Source organism: Pseudalkalibacillus sp. Hm43 (assembly GCF_054170705.1).
This window is the reverse complement of the sequence record NZ_CM135129.1, coordinates 2,608,688-2,629,205: the sequence shown is the minus strand read 5'-3', so window position 1 is coordinate 2,629,205 and position 20,518 is coordinate 2,608,688. Positions and strand designations below refer to the sequence as shown.

Annotated in this window: 23 protein-coding genes; 6 read left to right on the top strand and 17 right to left on the bottom strand. The window is 44.6% G+C overall.

The genetic code is table 11. The features are described from left to right. Window positions 1-81: 81 nt before the first annotated feature. The 4 genes from ACXQIQ_RS13925 (at window position 82) to gerQ (ending at window position 2,932) form a co-directional block, all read left to right on the top strand. The gene (locus ACXQIQ_RS13925) at window positions 82-858 is read left to right on the top strand and encodes a sporulation protein (protein WP_439301751.1); all 777 of its coding nucleotides are present in this window, start codon (window positions 82-84) and stop codon (window positions 856-858) included. A gap of 215 nt (window positions 859-1,073) precedes the next feature. Beyond that, the gene (gene hemQ / locus ACXQIQ_RS13920) at window positions 1,074-1,820 is read left to right on the top strand and encodes a hydrogen peroxide-dependent heme synthase (protein WP_439301752.1); all 747 of its coding nucleotides are present in this window, start codon (window positions 1,074-1,076) and stop codon (window positions 1,818-1,820) included. Window positions 1,821-1,953: 133 nt separating this feature from the next. Then, complete coding sequence (locus ACXQIQ_RS13915) at window positions 1,954-2,385, top strand: cell wall hydrolase (protein ID WP_439301753.1); 432 nt, start codon at window positions 1,954-1,956, stop codon at window positions 2,383-2,385. Window positions 2,386-2,476: 91 nt separating this feature from the next. Next, complete coding sequence (gene gerQ, locus ACXQIQ_RS13910) at window positions 2,477-2,932, top strand: spore coat protein GerQ (RefSeq protein WP_439301754.1); 456 nt, start codon at window positions 2,477-2,479, stop codon at window positions 2,930-2,932. A gap of 340 nt (window positions 2,933-3,272) precedes the next feature. On the opposite strand, the gene ACXQIQ_RS13905 is transcribed toward gerQ, so the two are convergent. The 5 genes from ACXQIQ_RS13905 to ACXQIQ_RS13885 form a co-directional block, all read right to left on the bottom strand. Next, window positions 3,273-3,644 (bottom strand): DUF423 domain-containing protein, encoded by a 372-nt coding sequence (locus ACXQIQ_RS13905; RefSeq protein ID WP_439301755.1) that lies wholly within the window; start codon window positions 3,642-3,644, stop codon window positions 3,273-3,275. 84 nt (window positions 3,645-3,728) lie between these two features. Then, window positions 3,729-4,007: a helix-turn-helix domain-containing protein gene (locus tag ACXQIQ_RS13900; protein ID WP_439301756.1), complete on the bottom strand. Its 279-nt coding sequence runs from the start codon at window positions 4,005-4,007 to the stop codon at window positions 3,729-3,731. Continuing rightward, the gene (locus tag ACXQIQ_RS13895) at window positions 3,964-4,170 is read right to left on the bottom strand and encodes a YvrJ family protein (protein WP_439301757.1); all 207 of its coding nucleotides are present in this window, start codon (window positions 4,168-4,170) and stop codon (window positions 3,964-3,966) included. The genes ACXQIQ_RS13900 and ACXQIQ_RS13895 overlap by 44 nt, the downstream gene beginning before the upstream one ends. Continuing rightward, the gene (locus ACXQIQ_RS13890; RefSeq protein ID WP_439301758.1) at window positions 4,163-4,690 is read right to left on the bottom strand and encodes a sigma-70 family RNA polymerase sigma factor; all 528 of its coding nucleotides are present in this window, start codon (window positions 4,688-4,690) and stop codon (window positions 4,163-4,165) included. The genes ACXQIQ_RS13895 and ACXQIQ_RS13890 overlap by 8 nt, the downstream gene beginning before the upstream one ends. A gap of 169 nt (window positions 4,691-4,859) precedes the next feature. Then, window positions 4,860-6,029, bottom strand: a complete 1,170-nt coding sequence (locus ACXQIQ_RS13885; protein ID WP_439301759.1) for an MFS transporter — start codon at window positions 6,027-6,029, stop codon at window positions 4,860-4,862. A gap of 133 nt (window positions 6,030-6,162) precedes the next feature. Here ACXQIQ_RS13885 and ACXQIQ_RS13880 point away from each other — a divergent pair, with 133 nt between their 5' ends. Beyond that, entirely contained in the window at window positions 6,163-7,800 is a 1,638-nt protein-coding gene (locus ACXQIQ_RS13880) for a glycoside hydrolase family 13 protein (protein ID WP_439301760.1), read from the top strand. Between the two features lie 190 nt (window positions 7,801-7,990). Here the strand turns inward: ACXQIQ_RS13880 and ACXQIQ_RS13875 are convergent, their stop codons facing one another. After that, window positions 7,991-8,269 (bottom strand): YwdI family protein, encoded by a 279-nt coding sequence (locus ACXQIQ_RS13875; RefSeq protein WP_439301761.1) that lies wholly within the window; start codon window positions 8,267-8,269, stop codon window positions 7,991-7,993. Window positions 8,270-9,012: 743 nt separating this feature from the next. After that, on the bottom strand, window positions 9,013-9,375 hold the full coding sequence (locus ACXQIQ_RS13870) for a DUF1499 domain-containing protein (RefSeq protein ID WP_439301762.1): 363 nt from the start codon (window positions 9,373-9,375) through the stop codon (window positions 9,013-9,015). 195 nt (window positions 9,376-9,570) lie between these two features. Between ACXQIQ_RS13870 and ACXQIQ_RS13865 the strand changes: the two genes are divergently transcribed. Continuing rightward, window positions 9,571-9,921 (top strand): general stress protein, encoded by a 351-nt coding sequence (locus tag ACXQIQ_RS13865; RefSeq protein WP_439301763.1) that lies wholly within the window; start codon window positions 9,571-9,573, stop codon window positions 9,919-9,921. 87 nt (window positions 9,922-10,008) lie between these two features. Here ACXQIQ_RS13865 and ACXQIQ_RS13860 read toward each other — a convergent pair whose 3' ends face one another. The 10 genes from ACXQIQ_RS13860 to ACXQIQ_RS13815 form a co-directional block, all read right to left on the bottom strand. Then, entirely contained in the window at window positions 10,009-10,458 is a 450-nt protein-coding gene (locus tag ACXQIQ_RS13860) for a chemotaxis protein CheX (RefSeq protein ID WP_439301764.1), read from the bottom strand. A gap of 145 nt (window positions 10,459-10,603) precedes the next feature. Next, window positions 10,604-11,164 (bottom strand): DsbA family oxidoreductase, encoded by a 561-nt coding sequence (locus tag ACXQIQ_RS13855; protein ID WP_458025579.1) that lies wholly within the window; start codon window positions 11,162-11,164, stop codon window positions 10,604-10,606. A gap of 397 nt (window positions 11,165-11,561) precedes the next feature. Beyond that, window positions 11,562-12,191, bottom strand: coding sequence for an NAD(P)H:quinone oxidoreductase (wrbA, locus tag ACXQIQ_RS13850; RefSeq protein WP_439301765.1), 630 nt, complete (start codon window positions 12,189-12,191; stop codon window positions 11,562-11,564). Between the two features lie 126 nt (window positions 12,192-12,317). After that, complete coding sequence (locus tag ACXQIQ_RS13845) at window positions 12,318-12,752, bottom strand: MarR family winged helix-turn-helix transcriptional regulator (protein WP_439301766.1); 435 nt, start codon at window positions 12,750-12,752, stop codon at window positions 12,318-12,320. 114 nt (window positions 12,753-12,866) lie between these two features. Then, a complete protein-coding gene (locus ACXQIQ_RS13840; protein WP_439302023.1) occupies window positions 12,867-14,792 on the bottom strand; it encodes a TRAP transporter permease in 1,926 nt (641 codons plus the stop codon). A gap of 52 nt (window positions 14,793-14,844) precedes the next feature. Continuing rightward, window positions 14,845-15,360 (bottom strand): DUF1850 domain-containing protein, encoded by a 516-nt coding sequence (locus ACXQIQ_RS13835; RefSeq protein ID WP_439301767.1) that lies wholly within the window; start codon window positions 15,358-15,360, stop codon window positions 14,845-14,847. A gap of 162 nt (window positions 15,361-15,522) precedes the next feature. Further along, entirely contained in the window at window positions 15,523-16,488 is a 966-nt protein-coding gene (locus ACXQIQ_RS13830; protein WP_439301768.1) for a TAXI family TRAP transporter solute-binding subunit, read from the bottom strand. A 78-nt stretch (window positions 16,489-16,566) separates the two neighbouring features. Continuing rightward, window positions 16,567-16,971 carry an SLAP domain-containing protein gene (locus ACXQIQ_RS13825; RefSeq protein WP_439301769.1) on the bottom strand — a complete coding sequence of 135 codons (405 nt, stop codon included), beginning with the start codon at window positions 16,969-16,971 and terminating at the stop codon, window positions 16,567-16,569. A gap of 291 nt (window positions 16,972-17,262) precedes the next feature. Further along, window positions 17,263-17,949, bottom strand: coding sequence for an LppM family (lipo)protein (locus ACXQIQ_RS13820; protein WP_439301770.1), 687 nt, complete (start codon window positions 17,947-17,949; stop codon window positions 17,263-17,265). A 119-nt stretch (window positions 17,950-18,068) separates the two neighbouring features. Beyond that, window positions 18,069-20,420, bottom strand: a complete 2,352-nt coding sequence (locus ACXQIQ_RS13815; protein ID WP_439301771.1) for an FdhF/YdeP family oxidoreductase — start codon at window positions 20,418-20,420, stop codon at window positions 18,069-18,071. Between the last annotated feature and the right edge of the window lie 98 nt (window positions 20,421-20,518).

Sequence of the window (20,518 nt, the reverse complement as noted above, 5' to 3'; positions counted from 1 at the left end):
GTTTGATGTCGTTCTTCAGGGTACTTTCCCGTAACGCGTCGAACTTGAACATATCATTTTGTAAAAGGAAGGGGTAATTAGATGTCTTTCGTAAACCGCATGCTCGCTAGTGTAGGAATCGGCTCTGCTGTCGTTGATACGAAGCTTGATGGTAGTACATTCCAGGCTGGAGGGAACATCCATGGTGTCGTCCACATTAAGGGTGGTAAGGTTGAGCAAAATATCGATGAAATCCATATCTATTTAATGACGGAATATCTTCGTGAAATGGATGATAATACCGTTACTGAAACACACGTACTCGGTAAATATCGTGTTTCTGAACCGTTCACGATCGCCGCGAATGAAGTGAAGGAAATCCCGCTCTCTATCCCACTTCCTTATGATGTCCCATTATCTGTTGGACAGACACCGATCTGGTTGAAAACGGCGCTGGATATCAAGCAAGCTGTCGACCCGACCGACAATGATTACATTCATGTCGTTCCACACGACCTTGTAGACCGCATCTTTTCAACTGTAGAAGAGCTTGGATTCCGCTTGAAAAAGTCCCAATGTCTTCATGTGAAAAGACACATGCAACGCAATCATCCATTTGTACAGGAATTTGAATTCGTGCCTTCGTCTGGATCGTTTCGTGGTGAGTTGGATGAGATTGAACTTGTCCTCTACCCTGACCAAAACCATGTTCAGATGTTGATTGAAGTAGATAAACGAGGTAAAGGCCTTTTCGGATTCTTAGAAGATGCATTGGATTTGGACGAACAAAAGTCCATGATCAGCATTTCTCGTGCGGATGCCGAAGACCCACAAAGACTCAAGCAAATGTTCGAAAACCACATTCGTTCATATATGTAAAAATGATAGACTCGTCGACTGACGAGTCTTTCCTTATGAAAGCCCATCCTGTCCTCCATTTTCTGTTTTCCCCGTTTTTAGGTACTCATTGCGCTCTCCCTCTCTGTTAAATCTGCCAAAGTGGTGCTCTTTTTTAGGTTTCAGGGGTTTTGTGATATGATAGAGGCGGTGTAAAAACAGTTATAATAGTTTACAGGATAAAGGAGTGTCTAATGATGAGCGAAGCAGCGAAAACATTAGATGGCTGGTATTGCCTCCACGATTTCCGCACGATGAACTGGACAGCTTGGAAGTCCCTTTCAAGTGATGAGCGTGAGCATGCCATCCAAGAACTACTTACATTTTTGGAAAAGTGGGAAGTAACGGAAGCACAGCAAAAAGGCAGTCATGCATTCTACACGATTGTCGGTCAGAAAGCAGACTTCATGATGATGTTACTCCGCCCTACTATGGAAGAACTGAACGAAATCGAAACAGCTTTCAATAAAACGACGTTCGCTGAATATACAATTCCGACGTATTCTTACGTATCTGTCGTAGAATTGAGCAACTACATGGCTTCTAAAGACGTCGATCCTGAAACGGATCCTATGATCCAAGGCCGTCTGAAGCCGACCCTACCGAAATGGGACCACGTCTGCTTTTACCCGATGGACAAGCGTCGTGAAGGTAACGACAACTGGTACATGCTTTCCATGGACGAGCGTCGTGACATGATGCGCAGCCACGGCATGATCGGCCGCGGTTATGCAGGGAAAGTGAAGCAGATCATCACCGGTTCTGTCGGTTTCGACGATTGGGAATGGGGCGTTACATTGTTCGCAAATGACGTACTCCAATTCAAAAAGCTCGTATACGAAATGCGTTTCGACGAAGTAAGTGCACGCTTCGGCGAGTTTGGCTCTTTCTACGTCGGCAACATCCTGCCGAAGGAAAAAGTAAGCTCGTTCCTCGCAGTGTAACAACCTATACAGGTATCAAACGGCCCTCACTTAGAGGGCTGTTTTTTTATACACAAATACCGTCCTTCCTTCTTTTTTCCCAACTGAAGTCATACGTATAATAAGTGAAAGCCTACTTCACGGGGGTGACATCATGGGAGTGGTCAAGGCGACCCAGGAGGACATCAAAACACTCGCGAGATTGATGCGCGCTGAGGCAGAAGGAGAAGGAAAACAGGGCATGCTCATGGTCGGCAATGTCGGAGTCAATCGTGTCAAAGTACGTTGTCTCGATTTCAAAGATATCAATACGATTCCCAGAATGGTCTTTCAATCGCCAGGTGGATTTGAAGCGACCCAGAAGGGATATTTCTATCAACGGGCTCGATCAAGTGAGATCAGATTGGCGAAACGCGCCATTGCTGGAGAGAGATTTCACCCAGCCTCGAATGCGCTCTGGTTTTTCAAGCCTGGCGGAAGCTGTCCAGCCCAGTGGTTCAACCAGTGGAATTCCGGCCGTTTCAAATCGCACTGTTTCTATATTCCTACCGAATCCGATTGTCCAGAGGCGTACAACACCTATTAGGGGTGTGCCTCATTTTTCATAGTCATAAGTTATACGAGCGTCGAGTATACCTGTTTAATAGGGAGTACTATTGAAGATGGGGAGGTTTGTTATGAACTATCCGAATAATCGCCAAAACCAAGGTGGGATGATGCAAGGAATGCCGGGAATGCCTGGTATGTCCGGTATGCAAGGGATGCCAGGAATGGGTGGAATGCCTGGTATGCAGGGAATGGGTGGAATGCCTGGCCAGTTCCCATCCGGATTCCCTGGTGCTTCGCAAATGAATGGGCAGCTTCCAATTGAACAGTCCTATATAGAAAATATCCTTCGACTGAACCGTGGAAAAGTGGGTACTTTCTATATGACGTTCGAAGGTAATCCGAAGTGGCCGGCAAAGATTTTCAAAGGGGTCGTAGAGGCTGCGGGTCGTGACCATATCATCATCAGCGATCCGGAAACAGGAAAACGCTATCTTCTCTTAATGGTTTATCTCGATTATGTGACGTTTGATGAGGAAATCGACTATTTTAATCAAAATGAATTGGTGAACTATTCACCGAGGTAAAGAAAAAGGCGATTCTTCCCACTCTTTTGGCTGGATGTGGAGGAATCGCCTTCGTTTTGATGTCATCTTGCGCTTGTTTTCATAGCAAAACAGAATTATAGCTCAGTTTTGCGTTATTTCCCATAAAAATCGGTGTATTTCCCATACAAAATGAAAATTATAGATTAGATTCAGAAATTATAGACCAGATTTCAGATTTATAGACTAAATTCGGAAATTACAATCCAAAACTCAGATTTATAATCCGAATTTCGGAATTATAATCCAAATCCAGAATTTATAATCCATTGCACAAAAAAAGTGTCTGATCTCATTGATCAGACACTTTCACTTTCATGCATCACACCTTCAGCATGGCAAACACGATGAGTAACCAGCTGATGATGAATGCGAGTCCCCCGAATGGCGTGATGATGCCAAGCTTCGAAATTCCGCTGATGCTTAGCACATACAAGCTTCCGGAAAACAGGACGATTCCGATCAGCATGACCCAGCCTGCCCAGGCAATCATACCTGATGCCGGGAACTTATCAGCTAAGAAAGCGACGACAAATAACCCTAGTGAGTGGAAAATGTGATACTGAACGCCTGTTTTGAATACGTCCAACATCTTTTCCGATAATTTTGATTCCAGACCGTGTGCACCGAATGCACCTAGTATGACGGAAAGCCCTGCATTCAAAGCACCTAGAAGAATGAATAGTTTAAACATATTTAAGCTCCTTACTGCGTTTTAGCTGTCTAACCTAACTACCATCATCTTAAATCATCGTGAACGCCTCTGCCAACCTTTTCACTAGAGTGCCTCGGAATTGTCATCTTTCAATTTTTCCAAAAGAGCATGTCCTGCCTCAGATTTCTGGAGCATTTCTACAAACGACGGTAAATCGTCGACCTCATATCGGCGGACAGCCTCCATCACCCGTAATTTGACCTCCTGCTCGACGTCCTCTTGATATTTCTTTTCGATCGACAGGACGGTGTGTTTGATTTTCGGCTCGAGCCGTTCAAGGATCCTCTCCATCGCTTCCCTATCGTTTCTTTTTGCTTTTTGGACCTCGTCGTACAAACTCATCTTGCTCATTCCTCTCTTCTATATGTTCTCCAATATCTTCAACAGCGCTTTCCAGGCTGACAAGTCTTTTTTCTAGTTGAAAGAGTAAGTAGAGTGCGACTACTGAAGGGAAACCGATGTTCGAGATGAGATTGAACCAGCCCACTACGCTACCTTCAAGCATGCTTCTCACTCTCCATTCTTTTTTTGATTTCCTCAAGGGCACGTCTATGGGTTTTGGAGATGGATTGCGGGGTCACCCGAAACGATTCCGCGATCCGCCTCAGTTTCCAGCCTTTTTGATAATGTAGATGGATCACTTTTTGCTGTAAATCCGTCAGTCTTTCAATCGCACTCGCCAAAACCGGGCAACCGAATTCGTTCTCGATCAAACCTTGTTCCGGCTCGCCTCCGCATACGGCAACGCCTTCTCCTGGCACTTCCTCCAACGGGTGCAATTGATTGCGTCGCAGTTTTCGGATCGTATTGATCGATTGGAAATAGATGAATTTCGACATATAGTGGATGAACCTGCATTCAAAACAGAATTGTCGGAAGCGATGATTCAGTTCTTTCAACCGACCCGATGTCGGTGACTGAATGAACCGGAGCATTTCTTTCTGGTTTTCATGCTGATCTAAAAATGCAGTCAAGAGATCTTTCTGTCTTTGGAATTCCTGTAATATCTGTTTGGCATCTCTCATTTTGCATCCCTCCCTTTATCTATAAAGCAAAATGAAATGGACAAAAAACAAACTAAAAAGCGAACGTTTGTTCTTATTTTTAAGTATAAAAAAGCGAACACCCTTTGACCATGAGGCTTTTAGGGTGTTCTTTGTTCGTGTCCAACGTCCTACTTTTTCCAGCTTTGGATTATGCAGCCTCTTCCTTAGGCGGACGGATGAAAAAGGCGATCACTAGCAATATCCCGAGGAAAACGATCGGTAGGTTGAAGCCTGCGCTCGAGCCGAACGCTTCGGATACGATACCGACGATCCAACCGGCGAACGCCCCTCCAACACCTGCAGCGACGTACACCAAACCAAGTGCTGAGCCACCTGTTCGGGACATTTTCGTACCGATCGCAGTTGCGGTCGGGAACAACACAGAGAAAAACAGTCCAGCCACACCGAATAAGTATACCCATTCGTCAGCGAACACTTTACTCACCGTAACGAAGAGCAATCCTAGTGCGGAGAAGGAAATCAACAACCACCGTTCTCCTAGTTTACTAATCAGCCATCCGCCACCGAGTCGGCCAACTGTGAAGCTGAGTGAGAACACGGAAATGATGGTGGCAACCATGCTGTTTTTCGCCGCTTCAGATGCTCCACCTAGCGAGAGATCTTTTAAATAGTTCGGGAAAAAGTTCAAGAACGACACTTCTGCTGACACGTAAAAGATGAGGAAGACCATGATGAGCAGGAATTGCCCTTGCTTCAGCATCTCTTTAAATGCAGACAGGTCGATTTTGTCGACTTTTCCTTGTGGCACATTGGAAGCGAAGACATATATGATGAACCCGATCAGCAATATGGCGATCCCAATGTAAAAATATCGCCAGGAAATCTCGTTAGCGAACATCGTTTTCAAAACGATCGGGAAAATGAACATCCCAAAGCCGTAAACCCCCATGGCAACATTGAACATGACACCTTGCTTCTCAGGGTAGACGGCTGGCACGATCGCATTGGAAGCGACGGTCATGGCACCAAGGCCAAATCCGACGATCAAATAGAAGCCGAGGAAGAACGCGATGGTTTGCGCAACTCCCGTTCCGAGCAGCCCAGCACCCATGATGATGCTTCCGATGATCATCATGAGTTTGACGCCTTTTTTATCTGTAAAATAACCGATCAACACACTCGCAAGGACGAATCCCCATTGGAAGATGAAGACGACGAGACCGAATTGGCTGAGATCAAGTCCAATATCTTTCTCGACTTCGTCCAGGACGATTCCTTTTGTACTCGATAATCCTCCAAGAAGGAACATTGTAAAAAACATCATGATGAGTGCGGCCATACTTTTCACTTTAACCATAGATATTCGCTCCAATCGAATTCAAACTTTCCATCCCCTATTTTTACCCTCAGACTGCGAACTTTACACGTAAGGGAATAGAAAGCATAATGTGACTAAGAATAGTATTCGAACATGAGGAGGCTGACTTGTCGTGAATAAGAGATGGTGGAAAGAAGCGGTCGTCTATCAAGTGTATTGGCGAAGCTTTTTTGATACAGATGGTGACGGATACGGAGACATCCGTGGCGTGATAGAAAAGTTGGATTACATCAAGAAGCTAGGTGTCGATGTGATTTGGTTGAACCCAGTCTATGAATCACCGGACAAGGATAACGGTTATGATATCTCGGATTACCAGTCTGTCATGGATAAGGCCGGCTCGATGGATGATTGGGAAAACCTGTTGAATGAAGTCCACCGGAGAGACATGAAGTTGATCATGGACCTTGTTGTGAACCATACGTCCGATCAGCACCCTTGGTTCCAGGAGTCCCGTTCTTCAAAAGAGAATCCGAAGCGTGATTGGTACATATGGAAGGATCCAAGTGCGGAAGGTGGACCACCGAACAACTGGCGTTCCTATTTCACGCCTTCAACATGGGAATACGATGAAAAAACCGGTCAGTATTACTTCCACTCCTTCGCCGTTGAGCAGCCGGATCTCAATTGGCGCAATCCTGAAGTGAGAGAAGCCATTTTCGATATGATGAAATTCTGGCTCGATAAAGGCATCGACGGGTTCCGGATGGATGTCATCAATTTACTTGCCAAATTAGAAGGGTTCCCGGATGCCGAGCAGCCTGAAAAAATTAATTATCTGGGAAATAATCCTGGAATTCATGCGTATCTTCAGGAAATGAATGAAAAAGTTCTACGCCATTATGACATCATGACGGTCGGGGAAATTCCTTTTGTCACACCTGAAGATGGCTTGAAATACGTTGGAGAAGATCGTGATGAGCTTCATACGCTTTTCCATTTCGAGGTCGCCGACGATATGCCGACATGGGATATGCTTCGTTTCAAGGAGATCCAGAAGACCTGGTACGAAGGCATGTATGGCAAAGGGTGGAATTCGCAATTCCTAAACAATCATGATCATACCCGTCAGGTTACGCGTTACGGGAATGATGGTGAGTATCGTGAGAAGTCTGCGAAACTGTTGGCTACCATGATTCACACCCTGCCTGGTACACCTTATATATTCCAGGGTGAAGAGATCGGCATGACGGGTGTGGATTTTGACTCGATTGAGGATTACCACGACATTGCGATGAAAAACAAATACGAAGAGGAAGTCGGGAAAGGACGCGATCCTCAGAAAGTGTTGGAGGAATTGAAGCCACTCAGCCGAGACAACTCACGTACACCGGTGCAATGGGACAATACAAAGCATGCCGGCTTCACTGATGGAGAACCTTGGATTCCGGTCAATCCGAACTATAAAGAGATCAATGTGGAACAAGCATTGGAGGACCCAACGTCCATTTTCTATTACTATCAAAAACTCATTTCACTACGAAAAGAGAACGATGTGATGGTATATGGAAATTATGAAGACCTTTCTGAAGGCGATGAAAGACTTTATATGTATACACGAAGCTTGGACGGAGTGACCTGGTTGGTCGTGCTCAACCATTCAGATGAAGCACATGATTTGGAGTTGCCTGAAGAGAGCAAAGGCGCTCAATTAATGATCGGTAACTACGGGGACACGGAAAAAACGGTTAGAGAACTGGAAACCACTCTGCAGCCTCATGAAGCTCGCATTTATGAGTATACAAACTAAATGAAACCAACTTCAATTGGGGAGCGACTCTTCCAACTCCATCACACCTCTCCCTCTATCAAGCGGTTGACTCAGGCCGTTTGATAGAAAGGGGCTGATCGGATTGAGAGTGCTCCCTTTTTCCTTATATTCAGGTTGCTCAAATAGGAATGTATCCTCTTTGAACATTCATTTTTTCAATATGAAGTTTTTAGAAATCAAAGATCGAATCTCCGTTCACGTCATCATCTTCTTCTAAACGCTTAGTGGATAAGTTCTGGACAGGCGCAGGACTCTGCGGTTTATTTTCGACCGTTCTGTACGTTGACGGCTTTACATCCTTGGCCTCCAATAACAAATCACAATAAGCTTTAATCGCTGTAAGTTCATCTCGAACTGAGCTGGAAGATGCATTTACATCCACCTCTTCTTTTATGTTTTCAAGGCGGTCGATCATTTTCTGTACAACAATGCTGGACTTTATACTCAAGAGAATCCCTCTTCCTTTAGAATCATTCTTACCTCATTATAAAGGGACTCCCTGTTAATGAAAAGTTCAGGTGCTTTTCTCGCATGTGTTTCGTGAATTTCTTAATTGCAATTATATTAATACAAGCTCATCATTCGGTCGTATCGGTGTAGTTATGATGTATCCCAAAGCACGTTCGTCTTTAGTCGGTAAATGATCTTCACGCTGGGATTGAGCATCAGGACTTCCAGAATTCTAAATGGACGTTGAACCGGTCGATTAGGGAAATATGCATTCTGTCGTTTGGATCCGTTCCATTCATGGTGCTTGATACGAACAATTTGAATAATAGCCAACCACATCACCATACAATACGTAACCAAATCGCTCATCATATAATACCCTTACCCCTTTCTCCCTCACAAGATTAGAATTTGATGTATGATGTCCCGAAGCTCAACACGCACCTCCTTTTTTCGAATCGGAACGTACCAATGTATTCGTCTATGAGTAAAAGTATACGTAAAGCTAGTCTCAATGTTTGTCACAATCTGGGTGAGAAATGGAAGAAATTATCTACAAAAACCTTTCCCATTTTCCACGTCAGGTCAAAGTAATCGGAAAATCTCTCTGACGAACCAGAAAATGGTATCACATTCACACAAGTTAGCACGTAATATCGGTGACAAAATCCATAAAAAAAGAATTGCCAAGTACAAAGTGCGTCAAAACGCATGTACTCGACAATTCTTCACTATGTTCTTCTACAAATCATTGATGAATTGCTGCCTGATTTTCTCAATCCGTTTCCGGTTCACGCCCATGTCAGAGTATCCCATCCGTGATGCTGAGCGGACTTCAATGACCTTTTGTTCCTTATCGAAAAGGAACTCTACATCATCTGTGAAACGGAACAGCTTCGACTTACATTCCGCCAGGATGTAATCTCCTTCTTCTTCCACAATCTTGGTTCGCTTCATTTTCTTCAATATATTCACCAAGGTTGAAAGTGCATGCTGAGAGGATCCATTATATGAAATCGGTGAGATATAATGATTGGAACTATCCGTTTGAGACGAAACACAGTTTGGTGAAGACGGGCAGTCTTTCAATCGTCTATCTGTCATACTTATCTCCTCCTTCTATATTGTCCCCTTACTTCCTTATTCCCCTATTTATCTATAATCATAACTGCTCTCTGATTTTTTGAAAAAGATCCCGCTTGATCGTGATTCCCCTCACTTGCTCGAAGAAAAGGTTTAGCGATTGCGGATACGTGATATATAGAATACTAGACTTTACAAATATAAGGAGTGAGTGAAATGGAAAAACCGATTGTACGCGAATATGTCAATGATGAAGAACTGAAGAACGACATCAACGATTTGCAAAATAAAGGTGTGTACAAGGACGATATCTATGTCATTTCTCACGACGATGATCGCACGAACCGTGTAGCGGACAGTGCAGATGCAAATACTGTAGGTCTAAAGGAAATGGGTCTTGAAAGTACAGTAGGGAACATTTTCAATAAAAAAGGCGATGAGCTGAGAGCGAAATTCAAAGAGATGGGATTCTCACAAGAAGAAGCGAACCATTATGAGGACAAGCTGGACCAAGGACGCATCATCATGATGGTTACCGATAAAGAAAAAGTATCCGATTGGGCGTAATCGCAAGAGACAAGTCCAGTCGTTAAAATAAAACAGACCTTAATGGTCTGTTTTTTTATTGAAGGCTATTATCTTATAGAAATGAACCTATTCAATGATGAAGATGATCGTTAGATCTTCTTCATCAAATTTCATAGGAACAGAGAGAATCTTTCTAGCTTCCGTTATAGAGACGGATTCGACGACCCTCGGTGTTGTAATATCGATGGTGATGTCCTCAGTTGATAACTGCGTTGCAATGTTACCAGCCAGAATATTGCCGAGCTCCCCCATGAACGAATCAAGCATCTCACCTTCAAATGGCATACCGAACATTTTGTTTCCACATTCGCCAAATAAGTCTCGGGATCCGAGAAACAAGAGCGATCCATTAATTTCTTTTTCCAATCCGATCATAACCCCAGTTTGATGAACATCGACCGACTCTATATCGTTGACCGGTTTCCCGACTGTAAAATCCATCGGGAGCACCGTTTTCACCACATTGATTGTGCCATTCAATAGAGTTGTAATATGTTCTGTTGCTGCTATCGTCATAACCAATTTCCCCCACGGACCTTCACATTAATTTCCCTTTATATCGACACTTTAGAATGATTGTGAAGTAGAAATAGGAAAATCGGTATAGAACTTTAGGAATGGTTATAGAAAAAACTACTGAGCCAAGCTCAGTAGTTTCAATTTAACATCCATCTATATCACAGGAGAGTCCTTCTTCCGATTCAGCAGTTCCCTGTTTTTCTAATTCGGCATCAATGATCTGAGTCAGGCGATCGGCGGGATACAGACCTTGCAACTTTCGGTCTCCGATGAAGAACGTCGGAACAGCGCGGATATCCTTAGCAGCTGCTTCATTCAATGCTGCCTTATGGGTATCTTTATACCTTCGTGACTCTACCGCTTCCCGGTATCCGTCTGCATCGAGTCCGACTTCCTCAGCCAACCTCACAAGTACATCGACATCGCCGAGATCCTGCCCTTCTACGAAGAAAGCTACCAACATCCGGTGGTTGTATTCGTTTGCCTTCCCTTGCTCTTTCGCATATTGGAATCCTTCAAATGCTAGATGTGTCCTCGGTTGGACAGGTGGAAAGTTCATCGGGACGCCGAGTTTCTCGCTCAACGGTTTGACTGAGTGTTTCCAGGCATTCTGTATATAGTCTCCGCTCGGATCAAGTGGTGGAACGGGTTCAGGTCTTAACTCGAACGGCTTCCACTCTACTTCAACGTCTTTCCCTTTCATTGCTTCTTGTAGCGGAACCTCCGCTAAATAGCAGAATGGTCAAACGTAATCGGAATAGATTTGTATTTTCAAGGTCATGTGAACATCCTCCTTCTTTCTATCCTTTTATTGTAAAAGGTTTGCCACCGCTCGCCAACTGATTCGACTCAAGCATATTAAAATCTGTTTTCATAAACTTTGTTGCTCTTGCAATTGAAGAAAGTATAAAATACTTTCTTCAGTATAAGGGCAACTAAGGCTCGCCCTACAAAAGGCTTGGTCTCGCCAAGTTTTCTTTAAATGTTGTTGATTTCCGCTCCAACTCAACTTGTCTAAGAAGAGAGGAAAAAGCCTTTTATTTTAGAGATAGGACATCAAAAAAAGGACCGGCCCTATATGGCCAGTCCTGTTTCCTACATTATCGTAGTGTTTTCAATGCGCCGGCTACTTTCGCAACACGTGCACCTAAACGTCCTGCCATTGTCAGATCGACTTCCTTCGGCTGTTCGCCACCTTCTGGTCCAGCAACTGTGGATGCAGAATAAGGGGATCCTCCGACCGCCTCAGCTGTCAACTGTTCAGGGTTTTCACCGTACGGAAGTCCCACATAGATCAACCCGAAGTGCATGAGTGGTACGAAAGAAGTGACCGCTGTCGTTTCCTGACCACCATGGATGGAACCTGTACTTGTGAATACAGCTGTCGCCTTTCCTTCAAGTTCCCCTTTCATCCATAGACCACCAGCAGAATCAAGATATTGCTTCATTTGAGCTGGCATAGAGCCGTAACGAGTCGGGATGCCCCAGATGATGCCGTCTGCCCACTGTAGATCTTCATGCGTTGCTTCAGGAATGTCCGATTGCATTTCTTGTGCTTTTACATAATACTCATTGTTGGACATCGCTTGCTTCACTTCTTCAAACTCTTTGATCTTCACGATCTTCACTTCGACGTCATCTACTTTACTTGCGCCATCTGCTACCGCTTTTGCCATTTGTAAGATGTGCCCGAACGCACTGTAATACGGAATTAAAATTTTCGTTGCCATTCAAAATCACTCCTCTTTCAAAATTTCGTCTCTTTATACGTTCCCATACCTGATGTAATTTAATCTCTTTTTAAGCAAAAATCCTGTATTCATACTTCTTGAATTCGAGATATTTAGGTAAAAAAATTATGCCTGGTAATTCTGGGCGTACTTCCCAAGTTTTTTCAACGTTTCAATCGCTTGCCGCTTCTCTTCTTCTGGTATGCCAGCTAGCGCTTTCTCAAGGACTTCATGGTGAGGTGGAAAGATCTCTTCCATATAGGATTTTCCTTGCTCAGTGAGGTGTGCATACGTAATCCGTCGATCGTTTTCACAAGGTTTTCTCTCTAAGTATCCTTTTTCCTCCAACTTATCGACAACGTACGTAATGCTTCCACTTGCCAATAAAATCTTTCCTCCGATTTTCTGTAGAGGATGAGGACCTTTATGGTATAGTAATTCAAGCACACCAAATTCCGTCACATTCAGGTTATATCGTTGAATATCTTTTCGAGCGACCTCCATGATGGATTGATACGCTCTGGATAGTACGACGAAGAGTTCTAATGATGAATTTTGCATATTCATTAACTCCTTCATTATCTCGAATTCGAGATAAGTATACCGCTGTATGTATACTATGTCAATCATATATAGAAAAGGGGATGACATTTTTTGTCATCCCCTTTTCTTTTTTTATGCACTTGCCGATTGTGGTTCTGAATTTTTCTCTTTGATGAAATATTGTAAAGCAAACAGTGCAATGAAGACTCCTAACCCAATCAAGTCCGTACTTCCTTCCGGATAGATGAGCATGATTCCAGCTCCGAGGGAGACGATTCGCTCAGCCCAGTGTGCTTTTCTCAGCCAATAACCGATCATCGCAGCTCCGATTGCAATCATACCGGTCAGGGAAGTGACTATGATCCATAGCACCTCTGTCCAGGTCGTATCAATCATCATCAGCTCAGGTGAGTAGACGAAGATATACGGAATGATGAAGGCTGCAATGGCAAGCTTGGCTGAATTGACCCCGGTCCGCAGCGGTTCTCCTCCCGACACCCCTGAGGCCGCAAAGGCCGCAAGTGCTACAGGTGGCGTGATATCCGCAATAATTCCGAAGTAGAACACGAACATATGCGCCGAGAGATCTGGAATATTCAAAGTCATCAATGCTGGCGCTGCAATCGTCGCCGTGATGACGTAGTTTGCCGTGGTCGGTGATCCCATTCCCAAGATGAGGGATGCAATCATCGTGAACAACAGCGTCAAGAATAAGATGTCGTTGGACAGTGCGATGAGCCCGCCCGCCATTTTCAGCCCTAAGCCGGTAATGGTCACGACACCGACGATGATACCCGCACATGCGGTTGCTGTCGCTACACCGATCGCTGTACGTGCACCGTTAATAAGCGCTTCTGCAAAATCTTTTGGTCCCATACGTGTTTCTTTATTAAGCATACCTACAACAATCGCAGAAACGATGGACCATAGTGCTGCTCTCGTGACACTCACTCCAGACATGAGTAAAATGACAACAACGAAAATCGGAGCAAGCAGGTAGATTTTCTTCAATACTTCCTTTCGGTTCGGCATCTCACTTTCATCCAAACCTTTCAATCCGATTTTCTTCGCCTGGAAATGTGTCATGACCCAGATTCCCGCAAAATACAGCAATGCAGGAATGGCGGCTGCCTTGGCAATTTCCCAATAAGTGATGCCGCCACCGATGAATTCGACCATCAGGAAGGCCGCTGCCCCCATGATCGGCGGCATAAGCTGACCTCCTGTCGAGGCGGCTGCTTCTACCGCTCCTGCAAATTCTCTCCGGTATCCGAGCCGTTTCATCATCGGGATGGTGAAGGAACCGGATGTAACCACGTTTGCGACCGAGCTTCCAGAAATCGTTCCTTGCAAGGCACTGGAGAATATCGCAACCTTCGCAGGTCCTCCAGTCCGTTTACCGGCTATCGCAACCGCCAGATCGTTGAAATATTGTCCGACCCCTGTTTTGATTAAAAACGCTCCAAACAAGAGGAACAGGAAGATGAAGGTCGAGGATACTTTCAACGGTGTACCGAGAATCCCTTCGGTCGTAAAGAACATCGTCCGGATGATCCGGTCGATGCCAATCCCCTTATGCGCCAAAAATCCGGGCATGATCGGTCCTAGGTAAGCATACGCGAGGAAAACGGACGCAATGATGGTGATCGGCAGTCCGACGACCCTTCGTGTCGCTTCTAAAACAAGGAAGATCGCTAATGCTCCGACAATCAAGTCCATCGGCGTCAATCGCGCAACCCTCATGACTAGGTCGTCCATGTACAATGGCCAATATAATCCGACAACGACACTAAGTGCCGCCAACAACCCGTCCAGCCATGTAATTTGGAAACGTGATTTCGCTTGTTTCAGCTTCTTCTTTTTAGAAGCAGGAAATAGTAAGAATGCCAATGATAAGGCAAAACCTAAGTGAATCGAACGATGGATCTGTGGTGAGAATCGATCCAACGTCGATGTATACAATTGATAAAGAGAAAAGCATAGCAGTCCAATGGTTACGATCCAACCAAGGATTCCGGTCAATTTCCGGTAACCAGCTTCTGGATCGAACTTAGACATCAGCTGTTCTAATTCTTCTTCTGATAGTTGTTGATCCTTCTTCGTTGCTTTTTCATCCAAGAATATCCTCTCCTTTCAGCCGTTGCCATAGACTGATCGGTCGAACCTCTAGGCGAATCCATGATCCTGGCTCGACCCAATTCTTCAACGGGATTTCGTTATCATCCATCATCAATGTATGATTCGCGATGACCTGTCCCGTTCGTAAATCAACGTGTGAGAACTCGCGATTCATATTCGTAATGTAATAGATGCCATCTTTTTCTATGAACTTCTCTTCACCAGTTGCATTCGATGGCATGCCAATTGCAAAGTTTTCATAGGCAAGTTTCGTTTGTACAATCTGGTTTACCTCGTTGATCTCATAAAATTCTGTTACAGGTGTCTGATGAACCGAGTGGGTATAACGGATTCGGAAGTCTGTACCCTCATTCACATCCATGTAGACGAGAACTTGTCCACTGCTTTCAAGTTGTAGCGCGAGCACCTTTCCATAAGGAATCATTCCCATTGATAGAAGCCCAATCACTAAAAGGATGAGCAAGCTCCATTTTTTCCACTGTTTCATAATGAGCACCTTAAACTGTGTATTTTTGTAAAGTGTAAACCCAAAAACAAAGTGCCAGACTCCTCCGGCACAACATTCCGTGTCCAAAACACGCGTTTTACAAATGTTGTTTCATACGGAGAGAGTCAGACACTTCTTGGGTCAAACCGTTTTTCTATTCTATTATTTCAAGCCTTTTTCTTTATAGTACTTTTCTGCACCAGGGTGAAGATCAATTCCAACACCGTTCAATGCATTTTCAGCACTGATCTTCTCACCTTTTGCGTGTTTGATATTCCCGACATTGTCAAAAAATGCTTTCGTCAAGTTGTACACTGCGTCTTCACTCAAATCTTTACGTGCAACAAGCATCGCAAGGACTGCTACAGTGTTCACTTCTTCCTCAAGCTGATACGTTCCAGATGGAATCGTATCCTGAGCGTAGTACGGATACTTCTCGCTCAATTCCTTCGCCTTGTCATCCTCAATCGGTACAATTCGAACTGGCTTCAATGCTGCAAGTCCTTCAATCGCACCTGTTGGCGCACCTGAAGTGATGAATGCTGCATCTAAATCACCGTCTTGAAGCAATTCTGCAGACTCATCAAACGGCAAGTTTTGTACCTCGATATCGTCCGTAGAGATTCCGTGAACTTCAAGAATTTGCTTCGCGTTTTCAGCCGTTCCACTACCTACGTCTCCGATTGAAACCTTTTTACCCTTCAAATCTTCAACAGACTTGATGTCGCTATCTTTCAATACAACGATTTGAATCGTTTCAGGGTATAATGTACCAATCGCTTGAACATTATCTGCTGCTGAATCTTCAAACATCAATTTACCTTCAACCGCATAGCTAGCGATGTCAGTTTGTGTGAACGCAAGGTCCGCGTCACCATCTTGTAGTGTTTGGATGTTTTCGACAGATGCACCAGATGCTTGTGCACTGACGGATTTTTCGGAGTTCTTGGACATCACTTCGGCAATTTCACCGCCCAGTGGGAAGTAAGTACCGCCTGTCCCACCTGTAAGCATGCTTACTTCTTCAGGGTCAGCTTCTGCTCCGTCTCCGCCGCCGAGCTCGTTACATCCTGCCAAAACAAGTGTAAACGCTAACATAAGAACGAATGTTAATGAAAGCTTTTTCATTGGTTTATTTCCCCTTTCTCAATATGTATGACGTTCTCATTTTATCACAATAAAGCATGGAAGAGTAGGGAAAATGTCTCATAATTTCAAATTGGTGGATTTTTCGGATAGCTTGATGAACCAATCCTGAAGCAATGGACGCATCGTTAATTTCTGTTGAGAGAATACGAATGTCCAAGGCATGGAGGCACCCGGCGGGACGTGGACGTTGGGCAGATTGAATTGGGATTCTGCAATGGTCCCTCGTTCTTTCTCAGCATATGTCAGGTCAATTGCATCTGCTGTAAAACTTTCCGATAGGCCATTTTGCATTAACACCATTGCGAGCAACGAGCCTTGATGGTTGAGCGCCGCACGTATCGGAGTCCAGCGAAGTTCTCCTTCTCTGACTGGATTGTTGCGATGCAACTCTTCGATCGCCTCACGATCTTGTGGCGCAATTGCCTTTTCCCAGGCAGGGTCGAACACCAATTTGTCATCCATGAGTCTATTTCCTCTCTTAACCTTCTACTATACCCATCCTACATGGAAAACCGGTCCAATGACAAATCGTTAGAAGAATAGGAGACTATTCTATCCGTTATAAGGGGATTTTGCTCTTATCACGGTACGAAAAGTACTCTTTCCATCCTCCATTTTGGGATTTTGTGCTTTTCGAGGATAGAAAGAGCCTCTTACTGTCCCTCATTTTCTGATTTCGCTCATTTGGGGGACAGAATGGTCCTCCATGAATATACCAAATCTCATTTCTAGCATTTTCATGACCTTTTAAACTCACTTAAGGTCCATATGCTTCTTTTTTCTGATCCTAATCATCCATATGAAAAGGACAGCTGCCCCCACGTAAATAACGGGTTTGTAAAGTTCATTGTTAACATAGGTGACTTGGAGGTGATTATTTCTCACGGGGTCCAACGTCCAAACGATCTCTTTTCCATCGTAGCTTCCGTTATGATTTTTTACGGTAAAAGGGAGAGATAAGTGTACCTGAACATCCACCTCTTCTTCATTTATGTAACCATGATTGACGTTTCCTTTAATCGAATCTTCAGGAATCTCCATGACAGCTTCGATTTCCGCTTTTTTATAAAAAGGAAAGGTCCTTGTATGGCCTCCTGAATTCCCAAGAATATTGAAGGCATGAAAATGGTTAATATCAAAGGTTGAAGAAAAGTAATCGTAGTGCACATCAACAATCATTACTCTTCTTTGATTTTCTTCAGCAAACGTATATTCATATTTTGTAAAAGCGCTCTCTTCAAAATTCAGAAAAAAGTGCTCATCTATATATTCTAGGATTTGTGCTTCCGAGTACTTCTTATCCACCTGAACGACAAGCTTCAGTTTAGTGGTTTCATCCTCAGCTACATCTATGTAATAGTCTACCTCTGTAAAGCCAGTAAGGAAGCAGAAGGAAATGATCGCTATTAAGATAATGGGAAACTTATTTCTCGATCTCATTTTGTCATTCTCCATTTCCATAAAAAAACATATCCCTCACTAGGTTAACATATTTTCCCTAAACATAATTCTTCTAAAAGGAAACGCAGGTGATTCCTCACCTGCGCTCATTTAATCTATTATCCTACTTCCATTTCCAGCTCTTCGATTCTTTTCTCGAGATATTTCGTATCTTTTTGTGCGTGGAAGGTTTCGGCTTTTTCTACGATGACGGCTGTGTTGTATTCAGGAATGCCGGCGTACTCCTCGTACACGCCTTTCGGAATGACTACGTTTCCTTCCGGCCAGTGGACCTGGATGTTCCCTGACTTCACATCGACGAAACGCGCCTTCCCATGGAACAGACCATGCTTGTTGTATACGACGATAGCATCGCCCTGCTTAATCCCTTGGCGTTCGCCATCCTCCTCGTTCATCAACACATCGTATCGATCCGCTTCATTGAATGGATCTTTGTCCGAGTAGATCATCGAGTTAAATTGCTTCCCACGGCGAGTCGTCACATAAAAGAGACCGTCTGCTTTGCGAAGCTCCGGAATATCCATTGCAATCAGATTACCTCGACCATCCGGTGTCGGACAGACACCATCCTCGCATAGCCATGCACCACCCCATTGGAAGACGTCGCCTTTTTCCTTCAAGTGCTGAATGCCATCGTAATTCGGTGCTGCTTTCGCAATTTCATCCCGGATTTCCTGTGCATTTTTAAAATCGATCAGATGCTTTTCTTCCGGTTTTACACGTTTCGCAAGATCGACATAGATTTCCCATTCGGAGCGGGCTTCTTCAATGCGCGGTCCTTTGATTTCCGGTGAAAAGTAGACCATTCGCTCAGTCGACGTGGATGTTCCTCCTCCAGGCTGCTCATAGCGGGTCATTGCCGGCAAGACAACAACCGCTTCCTTCGCATCAACGAAGGTTGATGTGTTGAAGATGATATCTTGGTGGACGCGAATGTCGACACCCTCCAGGCATTCTTTGACGAAGTCGGGTTCCGGCATCGTCTCGAGGAAGTTCCCGCCCGACATGTAATACAGTTTCAACTTGCGTTCATGGTCTTCCGGAAGCAGAGCGTTTTCGAGTGAAATACCGACGATATCTCCTTGCCACCTCGGAATCTTGAAGTTCCATACGTTCTCTACGCGTTCAACGTTCGTGTCATCGAATCCACCGCCTGGCAATACGAATGGATCTGCTCCCATTTCACCAGATCCCTGTACTCCGGAATGCCCGCGAATCGGCATGACACCGCAATGTTCACGACCTAAAAACCCTCGTAACAGAGCGAGGTTGGCCACCTGTGAAACGTTATCGGTGCCGAAGCGGTGCTGCGTCAATCCCATCGACCAGACGAATACGGCTGAATCAGATTTGGCGAGTAAAATGGCAAGCTCTTTCATGCGGTCCTTCGTCAGTCCAGACGATTGTTCAAGCGTAGACCAGTCATAAGACTCTACCTTCTCCTTCAACTCGTCCAATCCATTCGCATGCTCCTCGATAAATGCATGATTGATCGCTGAACCTGGCTCTACTTCTTCCATCTCAAACCAATGCTTCATGATCCCGTGCATGAACGCGATGTCCCCACCTATGTTCACCTGGTATACATCATCGGCGATTTTCGTGCCGAACAAAGCCGACTCGGGAATCGACGGAATCCAATACTTGTCCATAGAAGGCTCATAGTAAGGATTGATGACGATGATTTTCGTCCCTTTCCGTTTGGCAGCGTACATGTATTTCGTGGAGACTGGCTGGTTGTTGGCTGCAACCGATCCCCAGAATACGAGTACATCCGTCCCGATCCAATCTTGGTAGTTACAGCTTGATGCACCGATTCCAAGCGAGCGGCTGAGTGCCGTCTTGGATGGTGAGTGACAAATGCGTGATGCATTGTCGATATTGTTCGTCCCCAAAAAACGCGCAACCTTGGCAGCGGTATAATACGATTCATTCGTAATTCCGCGGGAGGTCAAATAGAATCCGTATTGCTTCGGATCGATTGTCTTCATTTTATCGGCGATCAAATCGAGCGCATCATCCCAAGAAAGACGGCTGAATTTCTTGTCGCCAGGCTTTCGGATGAGCGGGTACGGAATCCGTCCGAGCTTCCGCAGTTCGGTGCTGCTCTTTTTTCTCAAATCATCAATATCCGCATGAACAACTTCTGGTTTCATCGCCGGCATCGTATTCAACCGCAGAACGTTCAAACGGGTCGTACATAAGTGCGGACCTTGCAGGGTCTGATCCTGCAGTCCCGCTACCCCTAACGCGCAGCCGTCACAAACGCCTTGTGTCAAAATCCTCGTTGCATATGGAAGATTGTCTTTATTTTCCCAAGCGACCTTGGCTGTATCTCGTATATGTTTCGGTTTTATTTTTCCAAGTCCAAAAGGAACCTTGCTTACCCATAGTGATGGATCGAGGTCCTTTGCTAATTTCATCGGGCCCGTGTGTTTGGTCTTCCCCACAACCATTCCCCTTTCTCTACCTGAACAGAAATCACTGTTTCCTCTAGTTTAATAGTAGTATGAAAGCGGTATCAACACAACTACATGTCTACATTCGA